General features: G+C 56.9%; 19 protein-coding genes. 10 read left to right on the forward strand and 9 right to left on the reverse strand.

What is annotated here, in order from left to right; genetic code table 11:
* Positions 1–19 precede the first annotated feature (19 nt).
* Genes J4P41_RS04940 through J4P41_RS04950 form a run of 3 tightly spaced genes read left to right on the forward strand, consistent with a single transcriptional unit; the run spans position 20 to position 2941 of the window.
* On the forward strand, positions 20–721 hold the full coding sequence (locus tag J4P41_RS04940) for a nitroreductase family protein (protein ID WP_426066307.1): 702 nt from the start codon (positions 20–22) through the stop codon (positions 719–721).
* A 5-nt stretch (positions 722–726) separates the two neighbouring features.
* Positions 727–1911: a 5-demethoxyubiquinol-8 5-hydroxylase UbiM gene (gene ubiM, locus J4P41_RS04945; RefSeq protein WP_426066308.1), complete on the forward strand. Its 1185-nt coding sequence runs from the start codon at positions 727–729 to the stop codon at positions 1909–1911.
* Positions 1912–1930: 19 nt separating this feature from the next.
* On the forward strand, positions 1931–2941 hold the full coding sequence (locus J4P41_RS04950) for a zinc-binding alcohol dehydrogenase family protein (RefSeq protein WP_426066309.1): 1011 nt from the start codon (positions 1931–1933) through the stop codon (positions 2939–2941).
* Positions 2942–2997: 56 nt separating this feature from the next.
* Here J4P41_RS04950 and J4P41_RS04955 read toward each other — a convergent pair whose 3' ends face one another.
* The 3 genes from J4P41_RS04955 to J4P41_RS04965 form a co-directional block, all read right to left on the reverse strand.
* On the reverse strand, positions 2998–3483 hold the full coding sequence (locus J4P41_RS04955; RefSeq protein WP_062503182.1) for a hypothetical protein: 486 nt from the start codon (positions 3481–3483) through the stop codon (positions 2998–3000).
* A gap of 86 nt (positions 3484–3569) precedes the next feature.
* A complete protein-coding gene (locus J4P41_RS04960; RefSeq protein WP_426066310.1) occupies positions 3570–5948 on the reverse strand; it encodes a DUF3772 domain-containing protein in 2379 nt (792 codons plus the stop codon).
* Positions 5949–6123: 175 nt separating this feature from the next.
* On the reverse strand, positions 6124–7197 hold the full coding sequence (locus tag J4P41_RS04965; RefSeq protein ID WP_426066311.1) for a quinone-dependent dihydroorotate dehydrogenase: 1074 nt from the start codon (positions 7195–7197) through the stop codon (positions 6124–6126).
* Positions 7198–7300: 103 nt separating this feature from the next.
* Between J4P41_RS04965 and J4P41_RS04970 the strand changes: the two genes are divergently transcribed.
* A complete protein-coding gene (locus tag J4P41_RS04970; protein ID WP_034880564.1) occupies positions 7301–7516 on the forward strand; it encodes a hypothetical protein in 216 nt (71 codons plus the stop codon).
* Positions 7517–7518: 2 nt separating this feature from the next.
* Here the strand turns inward: J4P41_RS04970 and J4P41_RS04975 are convergent, their stop codons facing one another.
* The gene (locus J4P41_RS04975) at positions 7519–8364 is read right to left on the reverse strand and encodes a sugar phosphate isomerase/epimerase family protein (RefSeq protein WP_426066312.1); all 846 of its coding nucleotides are present in this window, start codon (positions 8362–8364) and stop codon (positions 7519–7521) included.
* Positions 8365–8368: 4 nt separating this feature from the next.
* Complete coding sequence (locus J4P41_RS04980) at positions 8369–9178, reverse strand: alpha/beta fold hydrolase (protein WP_426066313.1); 810 nt, start codon at positions 9176–9178, stop codon at positions 8369–8371.
* A gap of 128 nt (positions 9179–9306) precedes the next feature.
* Between J4P41_RS04980 and dusB the strand changes: the two genes are divergently transcribed.
* From dusB to hflX, 6 genes are read left to right on the forward strand one after another with little or no spacing between them, the layout of a single operon-like run.
* Positions 9307–10398: a tRNA dihydrouridine synthase DusB gene (dusB, locus tag J4P41_RS04985; protein ID WP_023943362.1), complete on the forward strand. Its 1092-nt coding sequence runs from the start codon at positions 9307–9309 to the stop codon at positions 10396–10398.
* A 45-nt stretch (positions 10399–10443) separates the two neighbouring features.
* On the forward strand, positions 10444–11172 hold the full coding sequence (locus tag J4P41_RS04990) for a sigma 54-interacting transcriptional regulator (RefSeq protein ID WP_426066314.1): 729 nt from the start codon (positions 10444–10446) through the stop codon (positions 11170–11172).
* Positions 11169–13535 (forward strand): ATP-binding protein, encoded by a 2367-nt coding sequence (locus J4P41_RS04995; RefSeq protein WP_426066315.1) that lies wholly within the window; start codon positions 11169–11171, stop codon positions 13533–13535. The genes J4P41_RS04990 and J4P41_RS04995 overlap by 4 nt, the downstream gene beginning before the upstream one ends.
* Positions 13525–14931, forward strand: a complete 1407-nt coding sequence (locus J4P41_RS05000) for a sigma-54-dependent transcriptional regulator (protein WP_010502315.1) — start codon at positions 13525–13527, stop codon at positions 14929–14931. Before J4P41_RS04995 ends, J4P41_RS05000 begins: the two co-directional genes overlap by 11 nt.
* Before the next feature lie 54 nt (positions 14932–14985).
* On the forward strand, positions 14986–15243 hold the full coding sequence (hfq, locus tag J4P41_RS05005) for an RNA chaperone Hfq (RefSeq protein ID WP_426066316.1): 258 nt from the start codon (positions 14986–14988) through the stop codon (positions 15241–15243).
* Positions 15240–16547, forward strand: coding sequence for a GTPase HflX (gene hflX / locus J4P41_RS05010; RefSeq protein ID WP_211568371.1), 1308 nt, complete (start codon positions 15240–15242; stop codon positions 16545–16547). Before hfq ends, hflX begins: the two co-directional genes overlap by 4 nt.
* On the opposite strand, the gene J4P41_RS05015 is transcribed toward hflX, so the two are convergent.
* The 4 genes from J4P41_RS05015 to J4P41_RS05030 all read right to left on the reverse strand — a co-directional run bounded on the left by J4P41_RS05015 (position 16520) and on the right by J4P41_RS05030 (position 20457).
* Positions 16520–17686 carry an OpgC family protein gene (locus J4P41_RS05015; protein ID WP_426066317.1) on the reverse strand — a complete coding sequence of 389 codons (1167 nt, stop codon included), beginning with the start codon at positions 17684–17686 and terminating at the stop codon, positions 16520–16522. The genes hflX and J4P41_RS05015 overlap by 28 nt on opposite strands.
* A gap of 182 nt (positions 17687–17868) precedes the next feature.
* Positions 17869–18294, reverse strand: a complete 426-nt coding sequence (locus J4P41_RS05020; RefSeq protein ID WP_426066318.1) for a cupin domain-containing protein — start codon at positions 18292–18294, stop codon at positions 17869–17871.
* Positions 18291–18917, reverse strand: coding sequence for a cupin domain-containing protein (locus J4P41_RS05025; protein WP_426066319.1), 627 nt, complete (start codon positions 18915–18917; stop codon positions 18291–18293). Before J4P41_RS05025 ends, J4P41_RS05020 begins: the two co-directional genes overlap by 4 nt.
* 85 nt (positions 18918–19002) lie before the next feature.
* Positions 19003–20457 carry a SulP family inorganic anion transporter gene (locus J4P41_RS05030; protein ID WP_426066320.1) on the reverse strand — a complete coding sequence of 485 codons (1455 nt, stop codon included), beginning with the start codon at positions 20455–20457 and terminating at the stop codon, positions 19003–19005.
* Positions 20458–20482: the final 25 nt, after the last annotated feature.

Raw genomic sequence — 20482 nt, forward strand, 5'->3', positions numbered from 1 at the left:
GGAAAAGGAGGCTCATAGAGTGCCGCAGAACAGGGTTTCTGTCACCTCTCTTCAAGAGTTTGAGCAAGACTCTGCAAGCCTCTTGGCGGATGCGGTCGATCGCGCCATATCTGAACCTATGGCACATCATCATGCATCCCTCGAATTCCTTCTCTCCCGCGCCTCGACGGATAATCTCGTGGAGCCGCCCCCCAAGGGAGATCAGCTTCGCGATATCCTGTCCGCAGCGCTGCGAGCGCCGGATCATGGTCGTATGCGCCCCTGGCGTTACACGGTTATCAAAGGAAAGCACCGTGAGGCATTCGCTCAGGTGGTGCTTGAAGCTATGGACCGTCAGGAGCCGGATGCTCCCGATGCCAAGAAGGCCAAGCGCCGGGATCGCTTTTCCAGCATGCCCATGATTATCGCTCTGGGCATGCATATTGAGCCCGATGGCAAGATCCCGGTCATCGAACAGGAAATGTCTGTGGCCGCGGGGGCCATGAACGTTCTCAACGCCCTTCATGCCGAAGGCTTTGGTGGCGTCTGGGTGACGGGTGCTTTTTCGGAAGACCGTGCTCTACTGGAAACGCTGGGCCTGAAGGAGCCTCATCGTCTGGCTGGCTTCCTCTTTGTAGGAACGCCGGAAAAGCCGGTCGAGGGACGCAAGCGGGCCGACGTTGATGACTACATGGCCATCTGGAAAGGTGAGCCGGTTACATTTGGCGCAGACGCAGGCTGAGACGCATGACGTATGATGTGATCGTAGCGGGCGGTGGCCCGGTTGGTCTGGCCTGCGCCATTTCTTTGGCTCGGGATGGGCGGAAAGTGTGCGTTGTTGAGCGGTCTCCGCTCTCCGTTCTTGCTGATCCGCCCTTCGACGGTCGTGAAATTGCGCTGACACATCATGCGTCCAATTGGCTGAAGGACACGGGGGCTTGGGACGAAATTCCAGCAGAGTCCATTTGCCCGATGCATACGGCCCGCATCGAAACCGGAGCGGTGGGGAGCCCTCCGCTTCTGTTCGATGCACCGGCTGAGGGACCTGATGCGCTGGGTCATCTGGTTGCCAATCATCTGATCCGCCGTGCGCTGTATCGCGTGGCCGCTCGCACGCCTGGTGTTGAAATCCGTGCGGGCGAGGGGATTGAAACGGCACGGCATGATGCGCGCTCCGCGAGCGTAACCCTGACAGACGGTACCAAGCTGGATGCGGACCTTCTGGTCGCTGCTGATGGTCGCTTCTCGAAACTGCGGGACGCTGCGGGAATTGGCGCGATTGTTCATGATTTCGGTCGGAGCATTCTGGTCTGCCGCATGCATCACCCCGAGCCTCATGCCCACACGGCACTTCAGTGGTTCGATGAAGGTCAGACCATTGCTTTGCTGCCAATCGCGCCTGATGGGCGGGAAGGGGCTTCGTCCTCACTGGTTCTGACGTTGCCTGATGAAGACATTGCTCGGCTCAAGGCCCTTGAACCGGAAGCATTCAACGCGGAGATCACGGAGCGTACACACGGCCGCATGGGGCCGATGACGCTTGAAAGCCCGCGCTGTTCTTATCCGCTGAAGGCTGTGTATGCCCATCGTTTTCATGCGCCCCGCTTCGCGCTGATCGGGGATGCTGCGGTCGGGATGCATCCGATTACCGCTCATGGGTTCAATCTTGGGCTTAAGGGGCAGGAAACGCTGGCTCGGGCTATTCATGACGGGCCGGGTGATGCAGGGACACCATCGGTGCTGGCAAAGTTTGCCCGGACGCATCGTCTGGCGACGGCGCCCCTTTTTGCAGCCACGAATGCGATTGCCACAGTTTATACGCGTGACGAAGCGCCATTTCTTGCCGCTCGAAAGCTCGGGCTGGCTGTGGCCAACCGCCTGCTGCCTTTCAAATCTGCGGTCACCAATATGCTGATGGATCGTCATTCCTGAGACGTTTGCGGAGTTCCCCATGAAAGCCTTTGGGCATACACGTGCTACCCGCCTCGATGAGGCAGATGCATTGGTGGAACTGGATATTCCTACTCCTGAGCCGGGCCCCAGAGACGTCATCGTTGAGATTTCGGCTGTTTCCGTTAACCCGGTTGATACGAAGCTGCGCTCTGTCGCCCCTCCGAACGGAGAAAGCCGCGTTCTAGGGTATGACGCTGTTGGAACCGTCGTTGCGACAGGGGGGCAGGTTCGGGGCTTTCGAGCCGGAGATCGGGTGTTCTATGCAGGAAGTAGTCTGCGTCAGGGCAGTAATGCGCGGTTTCAGGCCGTTGATGAGCGTTTGATTGCGCGTGCTCCTGAAAGTCTGACCGATGAGGAAGCGGCGGCTCTGCCGTTGACAGCTCTGACGGCCTGGGAACTGTTGTTTGACCGGCTGGGATTGCGGGCGGGTGAAATGGAAAGTCCCGATGCACTCTTGATCGTTGGTGGAGCGGGCGGTGTTGGGTCTATTCTGACACAGATTGCCCGTCGTCTTACGGGGCTTGAAGTCATTGCGACGGCTTCCCGGCCGGAGACGGTCGAGTGGTGCAAGGCCATGGGCGCGCATCATGTGATCGATCATCGGCGCCCCCTGGATCAGGAACTGGCTCGCATTGGCATTCCGCATGTACGGTATGTGGCTGGTCTGACAGCGACAGGTCAGCACAAGGAGGCCATTGTTCGAGCGCTGGCTCCACAGGGCGCGCTGGCCATGATTGATGATCCGGGCGAGTTCGACATTATGCCGTTCAAGCGCAAATCCCTGTCTGTTCATTGGGAATACATGTTCGCGCGGCCTGTTTTTGATACGCCCGATATGGCGGTACAGGGTCGTATTCTGGGGCAGGTGGCATCTTTGGTGGATGCCGGCCTTTTGCGGACGACCTTGAAGCAGGTGATCGGACCGATCACGCTGGAAAACCTGCGTAAGGCCCATGAGCTTATGGAGAGCGGCAAAGGGATTGGAAAAGCCGTTCTCTGCGGGTTCTAGGGAAGAGAGAAAGCACCGTTAGAGCCTGGTTATGTGCTCTAACGGTGCTTAAGATTTCAGTTGAAGTGTGTCCGCAGAAGTGGCGTGGGTGAAATACACAGCAGAATGAAACCAAAAATGATCATGACCTTCAGAACGAAGAAGATCATATGGTGAGACATTTCCCCGGCCGTGGCCATCATCATGAAGGGATCAGGTGAGGGCAGATCTGCCCGTCGGTCCGTTTGCAGGTGCTCCAGAACGGCGTTGCGCTGGTTGGCGCGTTCCGCGCGGCGGCGCACTTTTTCAGTCCCTGAAATATCTGCTTTTTCATAAAGGACGGAAAGATATGTCTCCAGATCTTCCCGTCTGTAAGCGGGACGTCCATCCGGCGTATGTGTCCGTTCTGGGCCTGCTCCCAGAATGGCGAGAGTTTTGAGGCGGCGCAGGGATAATCCAAGATAAACGGCAGCTTCCGGGACATTCAGCAGTCGTGAGCGTAAAGGCAGGTGGAAGACCTGCCCTGTGGAAGAATGCCCGGAAAGATGTGACGGCGGAGTCATGGTCCGTGTCCCGACAGTGCAGACAGAAAGACGGTAATGGATGGCTGCCGGAAAAGCGAGATTTTCCGGCAGGGTATTGAACCGCCTCAGGCTGTTGTGAGCGTGATGTTCTCTGCGCCAAAACGGCGGAAAACATCAAACAGGATGGCATCCTGAACGCCACCGCCATCGCGTGCAGACATGATGCGGACGCTCAGGCTCATCGTCAGGTTGAAGTTGGACAAGGCGCTGACCTTTACGGACGGAGCCGGATTTGACAGCACTTCGGGACGCTGTGCCGCGACCTCGATCAGCAGGGACTTCACCTTATCCAGATCGGCCGTGCTGGGCACCTTGAAGTTCAGGGTCAATACGCTTGTCGAACCGGAAGTGGTGCAGTTCTTTACGCTGGAGGTAATGAACTGGGAGTTTGGCACGATAAGCGTAGAGCCATCGCCCAGGCTGATATCGGTTGCACGGATGCTGATGCGTTTAACGTCTCCCTTGGCACCAGCAATCTCGACCAGATCTCCAACGCGAACAGGGCGCTCTGCCATCAGGATCATGCCGGATACGAAGTTCTGGACGATAGACTGAAGACCAAAACCGATACCGACAGACAGAGCGCTCACCACCCATGTCAGATTCTGGACGGACAGGCCGGCAATCGAAAGAATGCCTAGGCCGACGAGGATCCAGGAGCAGTAGGTGAAGATGCTGAGAATGGATGTGGTCGCGCCGATATCCAACTGCGTTGTCGGCAGAAAGCGATCCCGGATCCAGTGCTTTGTCTGGCGGATCAGATAGTAGGCGACAATCACCAGGCCGACACAGAGAACAACGGTGTCGAGCGAGATTTTAACGCCATGGATCGTGTTGCCGACGAACAGAAGCTTCAGCCGGTTTCCGATATCGCCCATGCTGAAGCTGCCATCGGTCTGTGCAATCGAGAAAAGCAGCAGAAGCAGCAGGACGTTGCCCAGTCCGGATAAAATGACACTGATCTGGGTCAGGCGCCGGGATGAAAGGCCAAGCGCATGAAGGCGAACACTGAAGCGCCCTTCCGACTCAAAAACATGATCCAGCACGCTTCGCCAGCACAGGCCAAGTAGAACGACGACGGCCAGACCCGTACCGATTGAGAGCAGCCAGCCGTTCAGGGAGAAGGCAAAAGATACATAGCCCAGCAGAATGGCGACCAACGAGATACCGAAGACCAGAGACGATAGTCCAAGCGCTGTGGGGGCGAATGTTTTCGTATCGTCCTGATTGCCCAGGCGTCTGAAAACATCAATCGCGCACAGACCAACCCCTAGGGAGAAAACAATTTCCAGCAGCGTCTGAAGGGTCGGGCCGAAAACGTCCTGCGCCTGAAAAGCCCGAAGAAGGTTCAGAGACAGAATACTGAGTGCCAGCATCCAGTCCACGCCCCGAAGCGCTTTCCGTTCTCCGGGGTTTCCTTCTGCCAGAACACCCTTGCGGCCAAAGACAGGAAGGCCAGCGCCGATGATAAAGCCGCAGACAGGAAGGCTCTCCCCAAGTGTCAGGGCAATTGGACCGCCTTCCGTATCAAGGGCCGCTGCACTCCAGATGAGCCAGACAATCCCGCTGAAGACCGCGCAGAGAATACCGTTGAGGGTAATGGCAAGAATACTGCTGGCCAGTGCGTCTTTCACGCCGTTTTCGGCGGACGTGCGGAATCTTGCTCCGGCACGGGAAAGGGCTTTCAGCGTAAAAGGCGAGATGGCCCCGATCAGAACCAGACTTCCGATGCCGCCGATGAGGAGCATCATCCAGTCTGCCAGAACGCCACCGGGATGGAGGGATGAGCGGTTTTCAGGGCGTTCGGTCAGAAGGGCGTGCCAGAATTTTGGTGCTGCCGGAGAAACGGTACGTTCTGACAGGGCTGCCTGTTGCAAGCGGGTACGCCGTGTGGCCACAGCTGAATTTAGTTGCTGGGCCTGCAGGTTATAGAGTTTGGCACGCATCAATGCTGATTTGACCGCCTGCGAATTTTGCTGAAGGCGCGTGCGCTGGGCGGTGACGGAACTGTCTTCGTTGTCTGCCGCCTTGGGGCCAAGAATCTTGAGGTAGGAATCCGTTATGTCGTCGTAGGACTGAATCTGGTTCAGGGCGTCCTGTGTATTCTGTTGAACCCGCTGGGTTCGGGCTGACAGATCGTCCAGTTCACTGCTGCCAATATTGGCGTCGGCGCGGTTGAGTGTGGCGAAGATCTGTTTGAGAGTTGCAGAACTGTCTTCAAGCTGCCGATTGATCGTGTCTGAAACAGCACTCCATCCAAGCCCACCATTCGTGTCAGCCGGGATTTTCTGTGGTGTGGTCTGTGCAGCCGAAGGAGGCGCTGCCTGGGTGGCAGAAGGCAGAAGAGGCGTGCCACAAAAGAGCGTTAGGGCAAGGAAGGCACCATTGCGGGTCAGGCGGGTTCGCCCGGTTTTTCTGGGCCTTGTGGGTCTATGCTCTTTCATGTGGCGCTTTCACTCCTGGTGTGGATGATCATGTCAACGATCTGAAGGGGGCAAGGTTCAGGAAGGGCATGTATCCGTTCTGATCTGTCAGAATTTTCTGACGACAAAACAGAAAGCGCCCCTGCTACAGGAAACAGGGGCGCTGAAAATAACTGGCTGTCAGGAAAAGGCTGTATCAGGCAGGCTTGGAAGAGCCATGCGCATCAGAAATCGTCTCGAAGCCTTTGCGGCGCATGGCTTTTAGAAGCTCCGTCTTCAAGCGTGCCAGAATGCCGGGGCCTTGGAGCACGAAGGACGAATAGATTTGAACCATATCGGCGCCTGTACAGATGCGGTCGAGAATATCGTCCCCTGTTTCAATGCCGCCGCAGGAAATCAGGGCGATGCGTCCTTTGTTAAGACGCGAAACGACTTTCAGGACCTCCCGGGAGCGGGGGGCTAACGGGCGTCCGGAAAGGCCACCTGTTTCTGTCGCGTAAGAACTGTGAAGCCCAGCGGGTCGAGCGATGGTTGTGTTTGTCAGGATCAACCCTTGCGCTCCGCCCGCGATGGCCGCTTCAAGAATGGGCTCGTAAGAACTGTCATCCATATCGGGTGCAAGCTTGACCAGAAGAGGCAGGCGATCTGGATTGCGGGTATTGATCGCAGCCAGAAGATCCGTGAGCATCTGGGCGGATTGAAGATCTCGCAGGCCCGGTGTGTTGGGGGACGACAGGTTCATCGTCACATAGTCCACATATGGACTGACGCGGGAGACGAGTTCTGGATAATCCCGCAGGGGTTCTGCGCCGATCTTGTTAATGCCGATATTCGCGCCCAGAGGCACGGTCGCACCGCGTATGCGACCATTGGGCATCGGGCGGTGCAGACGTGCGAGGTTGCGGCAGAACCGATCAATCCCGCAGCCATTGAATCCCATACGATTGATGATGGCTCCGTCTTCCGGCAGGCGGAACAGGCGTGGCTGCGGATTACCGGGCTGCGGACGTGGTGTCACGGTCCCGGCTTCCACATGGCCGAATCCAAGCTTGGCCAGAGGCCGGACGGCGCGCGCATTTTTATCAAAGCCTGCTGCCAGACCGATCGGGTTCGGAAAGCGAAGACCGAATGCACGGGTGGCGAGAGCCGGAACGTCTTTCGGGGCAGCCCCCCCGAGGCCGAGGGCCATGGAGTTTATGGCAAGCTCGTGCGCCGTTTCCGGGTCAAAGCGATGCAGGAGGGGGGTGGCCAGTTTTCCAAGATCAATCATGGGTCTTTTCCTTACCGCAAACCGACGCATGGTGCACAGGGGCGGGTAGAACGTGATGCCAGAGGGGTTGGCGGCAGCGTGGGGACGCGATAGACGCGGAACAATGTGGGACGAACCCTATCTCGAAACGTGCTGTCGCTCGACACTGCATCGTCTGCTTCTTTGCGGCGATGCCGGACGCCCAATGGGGTTACGGGACCAGCCCTGCCTGGAACGTCTTGAGCGCATGGGGTTTGTGCGGTTGCGTGAGGACGGTCGGTTCGTGATCACGGAAGCCGGTCTTGCGAGGCATCGGCTGGAAATCGGCCCTACAGGCTGAGGTCAGCCTTTTTGCCATGCCTGTTCCAGCCCCTCCCGAGAGGCTGCAATCAGATCATTGAGATCACCATCGTAGAGGCTGTCCGGCACATCGGATGAGAAGATTTCGACCGTGCAGGCCCCGCGGAAACCGGCCTCCCACGTGGCATGAAGCAGATCGTGCAGCGGGATCAGTCCGTCACCGGGGATCAGGCGGTCCGTAGTGGAAAAAGGTGCGCGCCAGTCACTGACCTGAAGGACGTTGATCTTGTCTCCGGCACGGTAGATGGCGGAGCAGACGTCATCCTGCTGCCAGATGTTCCAGTAATCGAGACATAATCCCATGGCCGGATGACCGACACCGTCAATGATGTCCATCGCCTGATCAATGGTCCAGATGGCGCTTTCGATATTTACAGAGGTCGGATTCAACGGCTCCAGTGATAAAGAAACGCCAAGATCGGCTGCCAGAGGGCAGAGGTCTCGCAGATATCGGACAGTTTCATCCATGACCCGATGCATGTTGCCGTCTGGTGGTGCGCCCGTGTTGGTGACGAAGACGGTGCCCGGCGCATAGGGCGCGAGCGTCTCAATGCTTTTTCTGAGACGTGCAACCCTCTGGGCTGGCTCGGAGGGTCTGGGAGCCATTCGGCTCTCAAAGAATGTACGAACTGACGGCTGAATTGCACTGATGACCATTCCGCTTCTGGCGGTCAGGGTCATCTGTTCATGGATGCACGCAGGGTCCAGCTTAGCTTCACAAATTTCGATGGCCTGAACGCCAGCGGCTTTGTAATGCGCAACGTCTTTTTCGAAAGACCAGGGTTGGGTGGTGAATTCGTTCATACCGAACAGGAAAGGCAGGGTCATGGGATCAGCCTTTCAGGAACTCGATGACGGTTCGATTGAATTTCTCCGTTTCATCAATGAACACCATATGGGCGCTGTCCTTGAAGAAGACGGCTTCACAGTTTGGCATGTGATCTGCCACCCAGGCAGGGCCGCCAGCAGGAAGAATCTTGTCTTTCTCGGCGACCATCATGAGGGACCGCAGACTCAAATGCGGCAACACATCCCGCCAGTCCTGCGTCGTATGATCGGCCATCATGGCGTCACGAGCGTAATCGGGGCTTGCTGCCATTTCTCGCAGGAGGAAGGCTTTTTCATCCTGGGGGATTTCGTGGCTCAGGCAGTCTGCCAGATTGGTCTGATCAAAATTCTCGGAATCAAGAAAAACCTGCTGCTGAAGGTATGCTAGCCCTGCCTGATCGTAGCAGGTGGCATGGCCGAGCTTCCAGGTCGGTGAATAGTACTGTTTCGGTGTCTGCTGCACGAAGATGGCGCTTCGGAGCCGGTCCTGCCCGAACAGTTCCAGATAGGACCAGATAATTGGACATCCGATGGACCAGCCCAGAACCGTGGTGTCCTGAAGATTCAATGTTCCGATGAGGTCCCGCAGATCAGCAGCAAGACGGGCGATACGGTAGCCATGTTTCGGTTTGTCTGAACGGCCATGACCGCGCAGGTCCATGGTAATGACACGCGCATGTTCTGACAGGGCTTCTATGTTGCGGTGAAAGAACCGTCCGGAAAATGTCCATCCGTGAATGAGGACGAGCGGTCGGCCGTGCCCCTGCTCATCGTAGTAAATACGGGTTCCGTCACTGGCAGTGATGTGCGGCATGGAAGGCTCCGGCCCCGCCTTGCAGGGTATGAAAGGGATGTGAGGCCATAGCGTTTCAAGGGTATTGACGGTTTCGTGGTAAAGGAGCGTTTGCGCTTGCGTGGACGCATCGGTAAATTGGCAGTGTCATGACAGCTTCCTCTCCTTCCGTTCCCCCGAACCGCGTTCTTGCGCCGATTGATCTTGGCCAGGGTGTGGTGATCGAAGACCCGGTGATCCTCGCTCCGCTTTCGGGCGTGACGGATCTGCCGTTCCGTCAGCTTGCACGCGACCTGGGCGCCGGGCTTGTGGTGTCTGAGATGATCGCGTCCTGGGCGATGATCCGGGAAAACGAGAACACCATGCGTATGGCGCGTCCGGCTGATAATGGCCCGAATGCCGTACAGCTTGCGGGCTGTGATCCGGAAGCCATGGCGCAGGCTGCAAAGATTGCGGTCGATGGAGGGGCTAACCTCATCGACATCAATTTCGGCTGCCCCGTGAAGAAGGTTGCGATCGGGCAGATGGCTGGTTCGGCCCTGATGCGTGATGAAGTGCAGGCCGGAAGAATCCTTGAGGCGACGGCACGCGCGGTCAATGTTCCTGTGACGCTCAAAATGCGGATGGGCTGGGATCACAACTCCCTGAATGCGCCACGGCTTGCGAAAATCGCGGAAGAGAGTGGAATCAGGCTCGTGACGGTACATGGGCGTACGCGTCAGATGTTCTACAACGGGACGGCCGACTGGCGTTATGTGAAGACCGTGAAGGACGCTGTCGGTTTGCCGGTGATCGTGAATGGGGACATCAATTCGATCCGCGATGCACGTGAAGCGTTGCATCAGTCCGGGGCGGATGGCGTGATGATCGGGCGCGGGTGTTATGGGCGGCCGTGGTTCACGGCTCAGGTCGCTCAGTCCCTGAAAACGGGACAGGATGTCCCTGATCCGGATCTGGCGACAGAAAAATCCATTGCTTTGCGCCATTACCGGATGATGCTCGATCACTTCGGAGAACGTCCCGGTCTGCGGCTCGCTCGCAAGCATGTTTCCTGGTATTCCGCCGGGCTTCCGGGCTCTGCGACATTCCGTTCTGCCATTAATCGCGTGGATAACGCGCCGGAAGCGATCGGGATGATGGAAGAGTTCTATGATCGGCACATTGAGGCTGGCGTCGTAAGGGATCGAGAGAATGGTCCTGCGGGGAGTATGCCGCGTGATGGATGCAGTGAGGCAGCCTGAGGTCGTGAGGCATCTCTTGTCTGATCGTTGCCTTGATCGTCAGGCATGATGACGCAGGTTGAACCCCTTCTGGCGGATGACGCCTGTCGGCCGGTTTTTCTTTATGGGGCCTCTCGGCTGGATCGGCAGGATGTGGCGCGCCGTCTGCATAGCCATAGCCGTAGAGCCCGGAAGCCTTTCATTGTCGCTGCGTTGACCGCCACTCCCTGCGCTTTGCGGGAAGAAGCCCTGTTCGGAGGCCGTGAATCGGGATGGTTTACGCAAGCCCAGGGCGGCACTCTGCTTGTGGATGAGATCGATTGTCTGGATCCGGCTTTGCAGGCTCGATTTATTGAGGAAATCGAACGTCTGGAAGCGGATGTCAGAATTATTGCTGCCAGTCGGCATGACCTGACCCTGTTGTTGCGGCAAGGTGGTTTTCAGGCCGGATTGCATCGTTGGCTGACGGCATTCGAGCCATCTCAGCGTCTCGGGCCAGAACGGATCAGTGCGGTCTGTCGGCTTCCCGGAGCTGGAAATGATCGCCCTCGGGGATTGGCCAGAGCTCTGGAGCGTCCGCTGACCGAGTATTTTGAAACCGGTCTTGAAAATGATGCAGGTGATCTGCATGCCAGCGTGATTGGGGAAGTCGAGCGGCCGCTCATCACCATGGTGCTTCGGCGCACAAGCGGTAATCAGCTTCGGGCAGCGGCCATGCTTGGTCTGAACCGTAACACCCTGCGCAAGAAGATTAGGGAACTGGATATCACGGTTCCAAAGGGAAGTGACGAGTGAGTGTTTTGTCTCCGGGGCGTTTGCTGAGACGACTGACAAGCGCCAACGGGGTGGTTCTCCTGACCGTGATGGCGCTGGTTCTGGCGTTTGCGACCTTTGTTGTTCTTGCAGGGGGAATGTCACTTGCGCACCGTCCGCAGGTGCAGGCGATCATTTTCCTGCTTGATTTCATCATGCTCATGCTCATCACTGCGGCGGGCGTGGTGCAGATCGGGCGGATGCTGGCAGAGCGGCGGCTGGGGCTGGCTGGGGCGAGGTTGCATGCGCGGCTCATCACCCTGTTCGGGATTGTGGCCGTTGCGCCGACGATCGTTGTGGGCGCTGTGGCGGCGCTGTTCTTCCACTATGGCGTGGAAATCTGGTTTTCCAATCGTGTCAGTAATGCGCTGACAGAAGCGCGGTCTGTCGCTGCCGGATATTTGCAGGAACATAACGACAATATCCGTACGGAAGCGTTTGCCCTCGCCAACACGCTCATCCTCATCCAGAACGATGAACTGTTCACGCATGGAACGGATCTCTTCCATAATCCGGCGCGTCTTCAGGAACTCCTGGATGACGAGGTCTATGAGCGTGGCCTGACGGATGCAGAAGTTTTTGATCCCCTGACCAATAAGGTTCTGGGGGTGGGGGGACTTCTGGGTAACACCGACATGAACGCGCGACCTGCCTTGCCGCCCAAATCAGTTGTGGAAATGGCGCGTGCAGGGGACGTTGCCATTCTGGACCGACCGGATCAGCGGATTGTCCGTGCTGTGGTGTCGCTGGGCGGAAATTCCGGCCTGATGCTGGTGATTACCCGGCCTGTCGATCCGGAAGTTCTGGAGCACATGCGCCGCACGAATGAACTCGTGCAGGACTACCAGCGCATGATCTCCAATCGCGGCAAGACGCAGGTCACGGTCGTGGTGATTTTCGGCTTGATGGGGTTGCTGGTTCTCGCGGTTGGTATGCTGACCGGTCTTGCTCTGGCGAACCGTATTGCCAACCCGCTGGGTCTTCTGATTCTTGCTGCGACACGGATTTCTCAGGGGGACTTGGGTGTCCGCGTGCCGGTTCCCGCAAAATCCAGTCGGGAAAAGGACGATGAGGTTGTGGGCCTGTCCCGTGCTTTCAACCGGATGACGGATCAGCTTGAGAGCCAGCGTTCGGAACTGATGCAGGCTTACGATCAGATCAATGAGCGCCGCCGCTTTACGGAAACTGTTCTGGCGGGTGTGTCGGCGGGTGTGATTGGTCTTGATCGCGGGCAGGTGATTGAACTCCCAAACCGTGCAGCATCTGTTGTGTTGCAACGGGATCTGAAGCCTGCCATCGGCACGAAGCTTTCTGTGAGTGTTCCAGAGTTCTCCGCTCTGCTCGACAAGGCCCGTCTAGCCCCTGATCGGGTACACACGGATGAAATTCAGGTGGATACGGACGGGGCGCAGCGTCCCGGTGGTCCGGGTGAAGGTGGTGGTGCTGGAGCGGGCCGGACACTTCTGGTCCGGGTTGTGGCAGAACTGCGTGGCACGGATGTTGCGGGCTATGTTGTCACCTTTGACGATATTACCGCCCTTCAGTCAGCACAGCGTAAGGCCGCATGGGCCGATGTCGCACGTCGCGTTGCTCATGAAATCAAGAACCCTTTAACGCCGATCCAGCTTGCTGCAGAACGGCTTAAAAGGCGGTTCCTGAAGGAAATCCAGAGCGACCCGGACACCTATACCCAGCTTGTGGATACGATTGTCCGACAGGTTGGCGACATCGGCCGGATGGTCGATGAGTTCTCAGCCTTCGCGCGGATGCCGCAGCCTGTCATGCAAAATGAGGATTTTTCAAGGATCTGTCGTGAAGCTCTCGTTCTTCAGAGAAATGCCCATCCGGACATTGTGTTTGAAACGGTCGATCTTCCGCCTTCCGGGCCGATTGTACGGTGTGATCGGCGACTCATAGGGCAGGCACTGACAAATCTGCTACAGAATGCAGCTGATGCTATTGTCATGACAGGCCGCGGAAAACCGGGAGAAAATGGTCCTGAAGGGCTGGTGCAGCCAATTGGTCACATTGTGGTGGGCTTGCACATTCGGGACGGGCATGTCCTGCTAGGGATAGAAGATGACGGGATTGGTCTGCCAGCGGGGGAACGCCACCGGCTGACCGAGCCCTATGTGACACACAAGGCAAAGGGCACGGGCCTCGGTCTTGCGATTGTCAAAAAGATCATGGAGGACCATGCCGGGATGCTTCAACTCACCGATCGGGACCCTGATCCGTCCAATGGGCGGCGCGGGACGCTCGTCACGCTGTCTCTGCCTCTGGCGGAGCCGGACGGTGCGGGAGAGAAGGAAGGCCGGATCATGAGGATGACAGATGGAACATGAGATTCTGATCGTCGATGACGAGCCGGACATCCGGTTCCTGATCGAGGGTATCCTGAACGACGAAGGATACGCGACCCGTACGGCCGCGAACTCCGATCAGGCTCTGGAGCTTTTCAGGGCTAACAGGCCGTCTTTGGCTATTCTGGATATCTGGTTGCAGGGTTCAAAGCTGGATGGTCTTGAACTGCTCAAGACCATGCGGGCCGAAGAGCCGGGAATGCCTGCAGTCATGATTTCGGGCCACGGGACGATTGAAACGGCTGTGGCCAGTCTCAAGCATGGGGCCTATGACTTCATCGAGAAGCCGTTCCAGTCGGACCGGCTGCTGGTTGTGGTGCAGCGTGCCCTCGAAGCTGCGCGTCTTCAGCGGGAAAATGCAGAACTGAAGCTGAGGGCTGGCCCGGAAACGACGCTTTCTGGGGAAGGTGCAGCCATTTCGGCAGTTCGTGCTCAGATTGAGCGTGTAGCCCCCACCAATTCCCGGGTGCTGATTACCGGCCCGGCTGGTTCCGGCAAGGAAGTGGCCGCGCGCATGATCCATGCACGGTCCCGCCGTGCGGAAGGTCCGTTCGTTGCCCTGAACTGTGCCACACTGGCTCCGAACCGCTTTGAGGAAGAACTTTTCGGCCTTGAGGGTAGCGATGGACAACCAGCGCGTCGAGGCGTTCTGGAGCGTTCCCATCGGGGGACATTGCTCCTTGATGAAGTGGCCGACATGCCTCTGGAGACGCAGGGCAAGATTGTCCGTGCCCTTCAGGATCAGACATTTGAACGGATTGGCGGGAATACGCGCATCAAGGTGGATGTTCGTGTCATCGCGACGACCAACCGGGATCTGCAGTCTGAGATCATGGCGCATCGGTTCCGGGAAGATCTGTATTACCGTCTGGCTGTCGTACCGCTGCGTATTCCGTCGTTGCGCGAGCGCCGGGAAGATATTCCGGGTCTGGCCAAGCACTTTCTTGAGCGCTGTGCCCAGTCTTCCGGACTGCCAATCCGTGAGCTTTCCGTAGATGCGCTGGCTGCCTTGCAGGCTTATGAGTGGCCAGGCAATGTTCGCGAGTTGCGGAACCTGATGGAACGTCTCCTGATCATGATGCCGGGCTCGGGGAGTGATCCCATTCGGGCTGATATGCTGCCTTCCAGCATCAGTCAGGGGGCACCTTCCATGACACGGCTGAACTCCGGGGCAGACGTCATGAGCCTTCCGCTTCGTGAAGCACGTGATCTGTTCGAGACCCAGTATCTTCAGGTTCAGTTGATGCGTTTCGGCGGCAATATTAGCCGGACAGCCAATTTTGTCTGCATGGAAAGAAGTGCCTTGCACCGCAAACTCAAGCAGTTGGGTGTGACGACACAGGAAGATCGCTCCACTTCTCCTGCTGTCGGAAGTTGAGCACTCTGTGACTTTATTCCCTTTTCTTTTCAGGACCGGCGAGACACCCGCATCGTGACGTCAGAATCTTTCAATCCTCCCGCCGGAACACAAACCGTGCAGGAGGTTTTTCTCCAGCATCTTCATCAGACCGAAGCGCCTGTTACGGTGTTTCTGGTCAATGGCGTGAAGCTTCAGGGGGTGGTGGCCCAGTTTGACAGCCAGACCCTTCTTTTGCGTCGTGATGGGCACGTTCAGCTCATTTACAAACATGCCATCAGTACAATCATGCCGGTGGGAGCGCTCCCACGCTTTGCGGAAAATGAACTTTGAGCGGATTTGATACCAAAAAGCCTGCAACACGTGCTGCGGTCATTCTTCCATGGGAAAAGACTGGACCGCAGGAAGATATTCGCGCTGCTGATGCCCGGCTGGAAGAGGCGGTCGGTCTTGCTGCTTCCATCGGTCTTGTCATTGTTCGTCAGGCCGCGATCCTGCTGCGGGCACGTCGTCCGGCAACATTGCTTGGAAGCGGGCAGGTGGAGCAGCTTGCCGAGGCTGTGAAGCTCGATCAGGTTGATGTTGTCATCGTCGATGCGCGCCTTTCGCCGGGTCAGCAGCGCAATCTTGAAAAAGCCCTTGGCTGCAAGGTCATGGACCGAACGGGACTCATTCTCGATATTTTCGGTGCGCGCGCGGCGACGCGAGAAGGTGTGCTTCAGGTTGAACTGGCGCATCTGGAATATCAGCGTTCACGACTGGTCCGTCTTTGGACCCATCTTGAGCGTCAGCGCGGTGGCTTTGGCTTCCTTGGCGGCCCAGGTGAAACGCAGATGGAAGCGGATCGCCGGATGCTGGCCGAGCGGATTGGCAAGATCAAACAGGAACTGGAGAAGGTGCGGCGGACACGCGGCCTGCATCGAGATGCCCGCAAGCGTGTTCCTTTCCCGATTGTGGCTCTGGTGGGATATACGAACGCGGGTAAATCCACGCTGTTCAATGCTCTGACTGGTGCTTCGGTTCATGCTCAGGATCAGCTTTTCGCAACGCTTGATCCGACTATGCGTGCGCTTCGCCTTCCGTCCGGGCGGAATGTCATTCTGTCCGACACTGTAGGCTTCATTAGTGACCTGCCGACAGAACTTATCGCGGCTTTCCGGGCGACACTTGAAGAAGTGTCTCAGGCGGATGTTATCCTGCATGTGCGTGATATCGCCCATCCGGATAGTGCTGCGCAGCGTGCGGATGTGCTGAGTGTTCTGGACGGCATGGTGCGTGATGGCATGCTGGATGCCCAATGGCCGGAGCGGACGATTGAGGTTCTGAATAAGGCCGATCTGATGGGCGGCGTTGAAGCTGTTCCAAAGCGGGAAAACGCGGTTGCAATTTCCGCCATCACTGGCGATGGCATTCCGGATCTTTTTGAGACGCTGGACCAGTATCTGACACAGGCCATGCTCGATATCCGTGTCCAGCTTTCGCTCCAGGATGGTTCAGCTCTTGCATGGCTCTACCAACATGGGGAGGTGGTAGAGCGTCTGGATCATGAAAATGGAATGGACGTGTTTGTGCGTCTGTTTCCCATGGACCGGGAACGCTTTGAGCTCAGTTATCCCGGGCGTACGGTCGCCGCCTGAAGAGACGCTTTGGCTCTGGCCGCTTTCGCCTTCTGGCGGGAGCGGTCCAGCGGAACAGCCAGAGCGAATGTCAGGATCAGTCCTAGAACATTAATGATGATCTGAAGTCCGAGGCCCGTGCCAAAGCTGCCAAGGATGAGCCGTCCCAGCAGATCAAGGACTGTGCCGAATGAAAACACTTCCAGTGAGTTTCGGCCCAGAAGAGCCAGAACCTGCCCCAGTTTGTCTGCAGAAAAGCGTCGCAACAGGCTGGAGGATTGCACCAGATAAAAGATCGACATGATGTCGAACAACCGCCAGATGGCGAGAGTGGATTTGCCATTATTCGGCGGTGCAGGAAACAGCCTCAGGCCACCGAGATGCCAGTATTCGTATGGGAAGCACAGGACAAACGCGCCGATCAGGTAGCCGCCGCAGAGCACTTTTGCCCAGGTTCTGGCGGGAAGATCGCCATGATGCCGTGAGGCCCAGACGGCGCCTAATACACCCAGAATATAGAGAAATTGCCAGCCGAACGGGTTGAGATACCACCCATTCGGGTCCAGCCAGTTTGGAATGGTAATGCGTGGATCAATATTCGCGACGGCCCAGATCGCAGCACTGCCACCCAGTAGCAGCCAGACGCTCTTTTTGAGCACGGCATAAATCAGCGGGAAAAGCGCCAGAAGAACAATGTAGAGAGGCAGAATATTCAGATAGCTCGGTAACGCATCGAACGTCAGGATACGCCAGAGCCAACCATAGCCATGTGCGAGTTGTGGTTCGAGGATATATTCAGGCACAGGTTCATAGTGACGCCAGTGTCGGACGGTCCAGACGAACACAAGCGTCATGGCTGTTTGATAAAGGTATAATTTGGCGCAGCGGGAGAGAATGCGCCTGATGCCGCTGCTCCAGCCTTCCCGGTCAATCAGGCGGCCATAAGCCAGATAAGACGCATATCCTGCCAGCATCACAAAGATTTCTGCGGCATCGGCAAATCCAAAATTTCGGATCGTGATGCGGTTGATGAGGTTATCTGGCACATGGTCTGCCAGCATCATTAGCAGGGCAGCCCCTCGCAACGCATCCACGCGATGATCGCGAGTATGCTTGCGCGGTAAAGATTGCGCATCGGATGAAGAGGCGGGCAACTGCATAGGGGGTTAATACAGTTTTCGCTGCACCAAAGTATGGAGGTTTGCTTACCGCAACATTAAAGATTGTATGGAAAACCGAACAGGTAGGATGCTCTCACTCTTGTCATCTGTTTCCTGAGCCCGCGCGACAAAGGTTTTTAATGCTGGAGTTCAAGCAGGACTATTAAATTTTTCGAAGGAAATTAGTGGCGCTGGGTTTGTACATAATCATTGGCTGTAAAAGGTGGGGCAGAAATTGCGTAAAAGGTGAGGGATGAATCTTCTGCCGCCGCGATATGGTGTCTGAGGCGGGGGCTGATGCGAACAATATCTCCAGCCTGAACAGAGGATTTATCTTCTCCAAGCCAGACCGTGCCTTTGCCTGAGTGGATGAGATAAATCTCTTCAGAAGCTTTATTGTAGCTCTCGGGGTAGGCGGCTCCAGGGGCTAGAGTGAACAGGGCAATGCTTTGATGGGTCGATAGCAGAACTGAACCGATCCCTACAAATTCCTGTAATGTGCTTCCTGGTGCTGGATACATGGCAGGAACATGTTCGGGGTGCACGACCTGTGCCGCAGCAAGGCCGGGTGCAAACAGAAGCGCAAAAATGCCGTATCTGAGACTCATTGGGGCTGGTCTTTCGTGCGGGTCAGGGCCGTAATTTGTTTGCGGAATGCAGGATAACGCTGACTGAGAATCTTGCGTTCGCCAAGCTTGAAATCTTCCTGAATAAAGCCGGGCGCCATTGTGGTTCCAACAAAAGACCAGCCTGCGGGTCCTACGGGAGAAGAACCCTGCCAGACATTCTCCGGGACAACATAGGCAGGATGATCGTGGTCCAGAACGACGTCTTCTGCGATGCCATCTGGATGCAGGAGAAGGAGATGAACGGGGTCGCCGGAATAGAAATGCCAGATTTCGGCGGTCTTGAGTTTATGAAGCGCAGAAAAATCCTGCCGCGTCTCGACAAAAAGAATTGCTGTTGAGAGAGGGTGCGCAATGCCGTCATAGCGGTCTGGGAGCGCTGACCCCGGAATGGTTTCGGTTGCCCGCTGGAGTTGCGCAAACCATCCCCCTTCCGCGGGAATACGCTGCATCTTGTAGTGTTTGATAAGCGCCTGAGCCGCAGCAGGAATTGGAGTTATTGCGCTTGAGGAGGTCAGGGAAACCGGACGTGCTGTTGCAACGGGAAGAAAACCTGCGACAAGCAGGCCACTGCACAGAAGGCAGGCATTCAGAAAGCGTAGCATCCGGAAGGAGTGTCCTTTGGCGGTCGCGGGGCCCGTCTTGTGTACCCCGCTTCCGGTAGAGATGCGATGGGGCCTGCCAGTAGAATTACATTGCGAGCAGGGCGTTGTCAGACTGCGACGCAATGATGCTGTGCTGGTCCTGCTTCAGACCCATTACTTCTACGGTTCGCCCATGGTTGCGTAGCTTCTCCAGTGTCTTTTCGAGGACCTGAACAGACGTCACATCCCAGAAGCGGGCATGGGTCAGATCCAGAATAACAGTGTCTGCATCTGTCAGATAATCGACGGCTTCGTAGAGGCCCTCGGCTGACGCAAAGAAAACCTGTCCCGCGACTGTATAGATTTCCGTCGAGCCATCGCGATGGGTACTAATGGTCAGGAGTGCTGCGGCTCTCCATGCGAAAAAGACGCCTGATAGCAGGACGCCAGCCAGAACGCCTGCTGCGAGGTCATGTGTCAGGACGACAACAACAACTGTGATCAACATGATCAATGTTGAGAGTTTTGGCTGGCGAACCATGTCACGCAGACTGGACCATGAGAACGTACTGATGGACACCATGATCATGATGGCGACGAGCGCGGCCATAGGTACCTGGCCGACCCAGTGATGCAGCAGGACCATCAGGGCTAAAAGAAACGCACCGGCAGTGAAGGTCGAAAGACGTCCGCGGCCACCATAGCGCAGATTGCCGACGGTCTGACCGATCATGCCGCAACCTGCAATGCCGCCAAAAGCGCCAACGAGAATGTTGGAAATTCCGAGCCCTGTGCATTCCATGCGCTGGTTGCCGTGCGTATCTGTCAGATCGTCGACGACTGAAGCGGTCATCATGGATTCAAGCAGTCCAACCGCTGCCATGGCGACAGCATAAGGCAAAACGATCGACACGGTGGCCCAATCAAAGCTGATATGGGGGAATGTCAGGTGAGGAAGGCCTGTTGGTAGCTCGCCAAGATCTGACACCGTATGAACCGGCATCGGATGCAGCATGGTGATGGCTGTCAGCAGGACGATACAGATCAGGGGAGAGGGAATGGCATCCGAGATTTTCGGAAGCAGATAAATAACGACCAGTCCCAGAGCAATAAGGGCGTATGTTTCCCAGCCCACACCGAGCATCTGGGGCACCTGTGCGGAGAAAATCATGATGGCCAGTGCATTGACGAAGCCTGTGCGGACTTCGGCCGAGACAAAGCGCATGACGGTTTGCAGCCTGAGCAGGCCAAAGACAATTTGCAGGGCTCCTGCGATCAGGGTCGCGAGGATCATGGCCTGTACGCCATGAGCATGGACGAGGGGAGCCGCAACCAGAGCAACCGAGCCTGCGGCTCCGGAGATCATGCCAGGTCTGCCTCCAAAAATCGCGATCGATATCGAAATGATGAAAGAGGCGAAGAGGGAAACAGCCGGGGAGACCCCTGCGATATAAGAGAAGGCAATAACTTCTGGAATGAGGGCAAATGTGCCGACCATGCCAGCCAGAACCTCACGCAGCGGGTTTTCACCCCACTGACGGCGGTAGAGAGCGGGTGTCATGTTCAGTCCTTTGAGGATGCAAGGT

The organism is Gluconobacter sp. NFX36, assembly GCF_049887835.1.
Classification (GTDB): Bacteria; Pseudomonadota; Alphaproteobacteria; order Acetobacterales; family Acetobacteraceae; genus Gluconobacter; species Gluconobacter japonicus_A.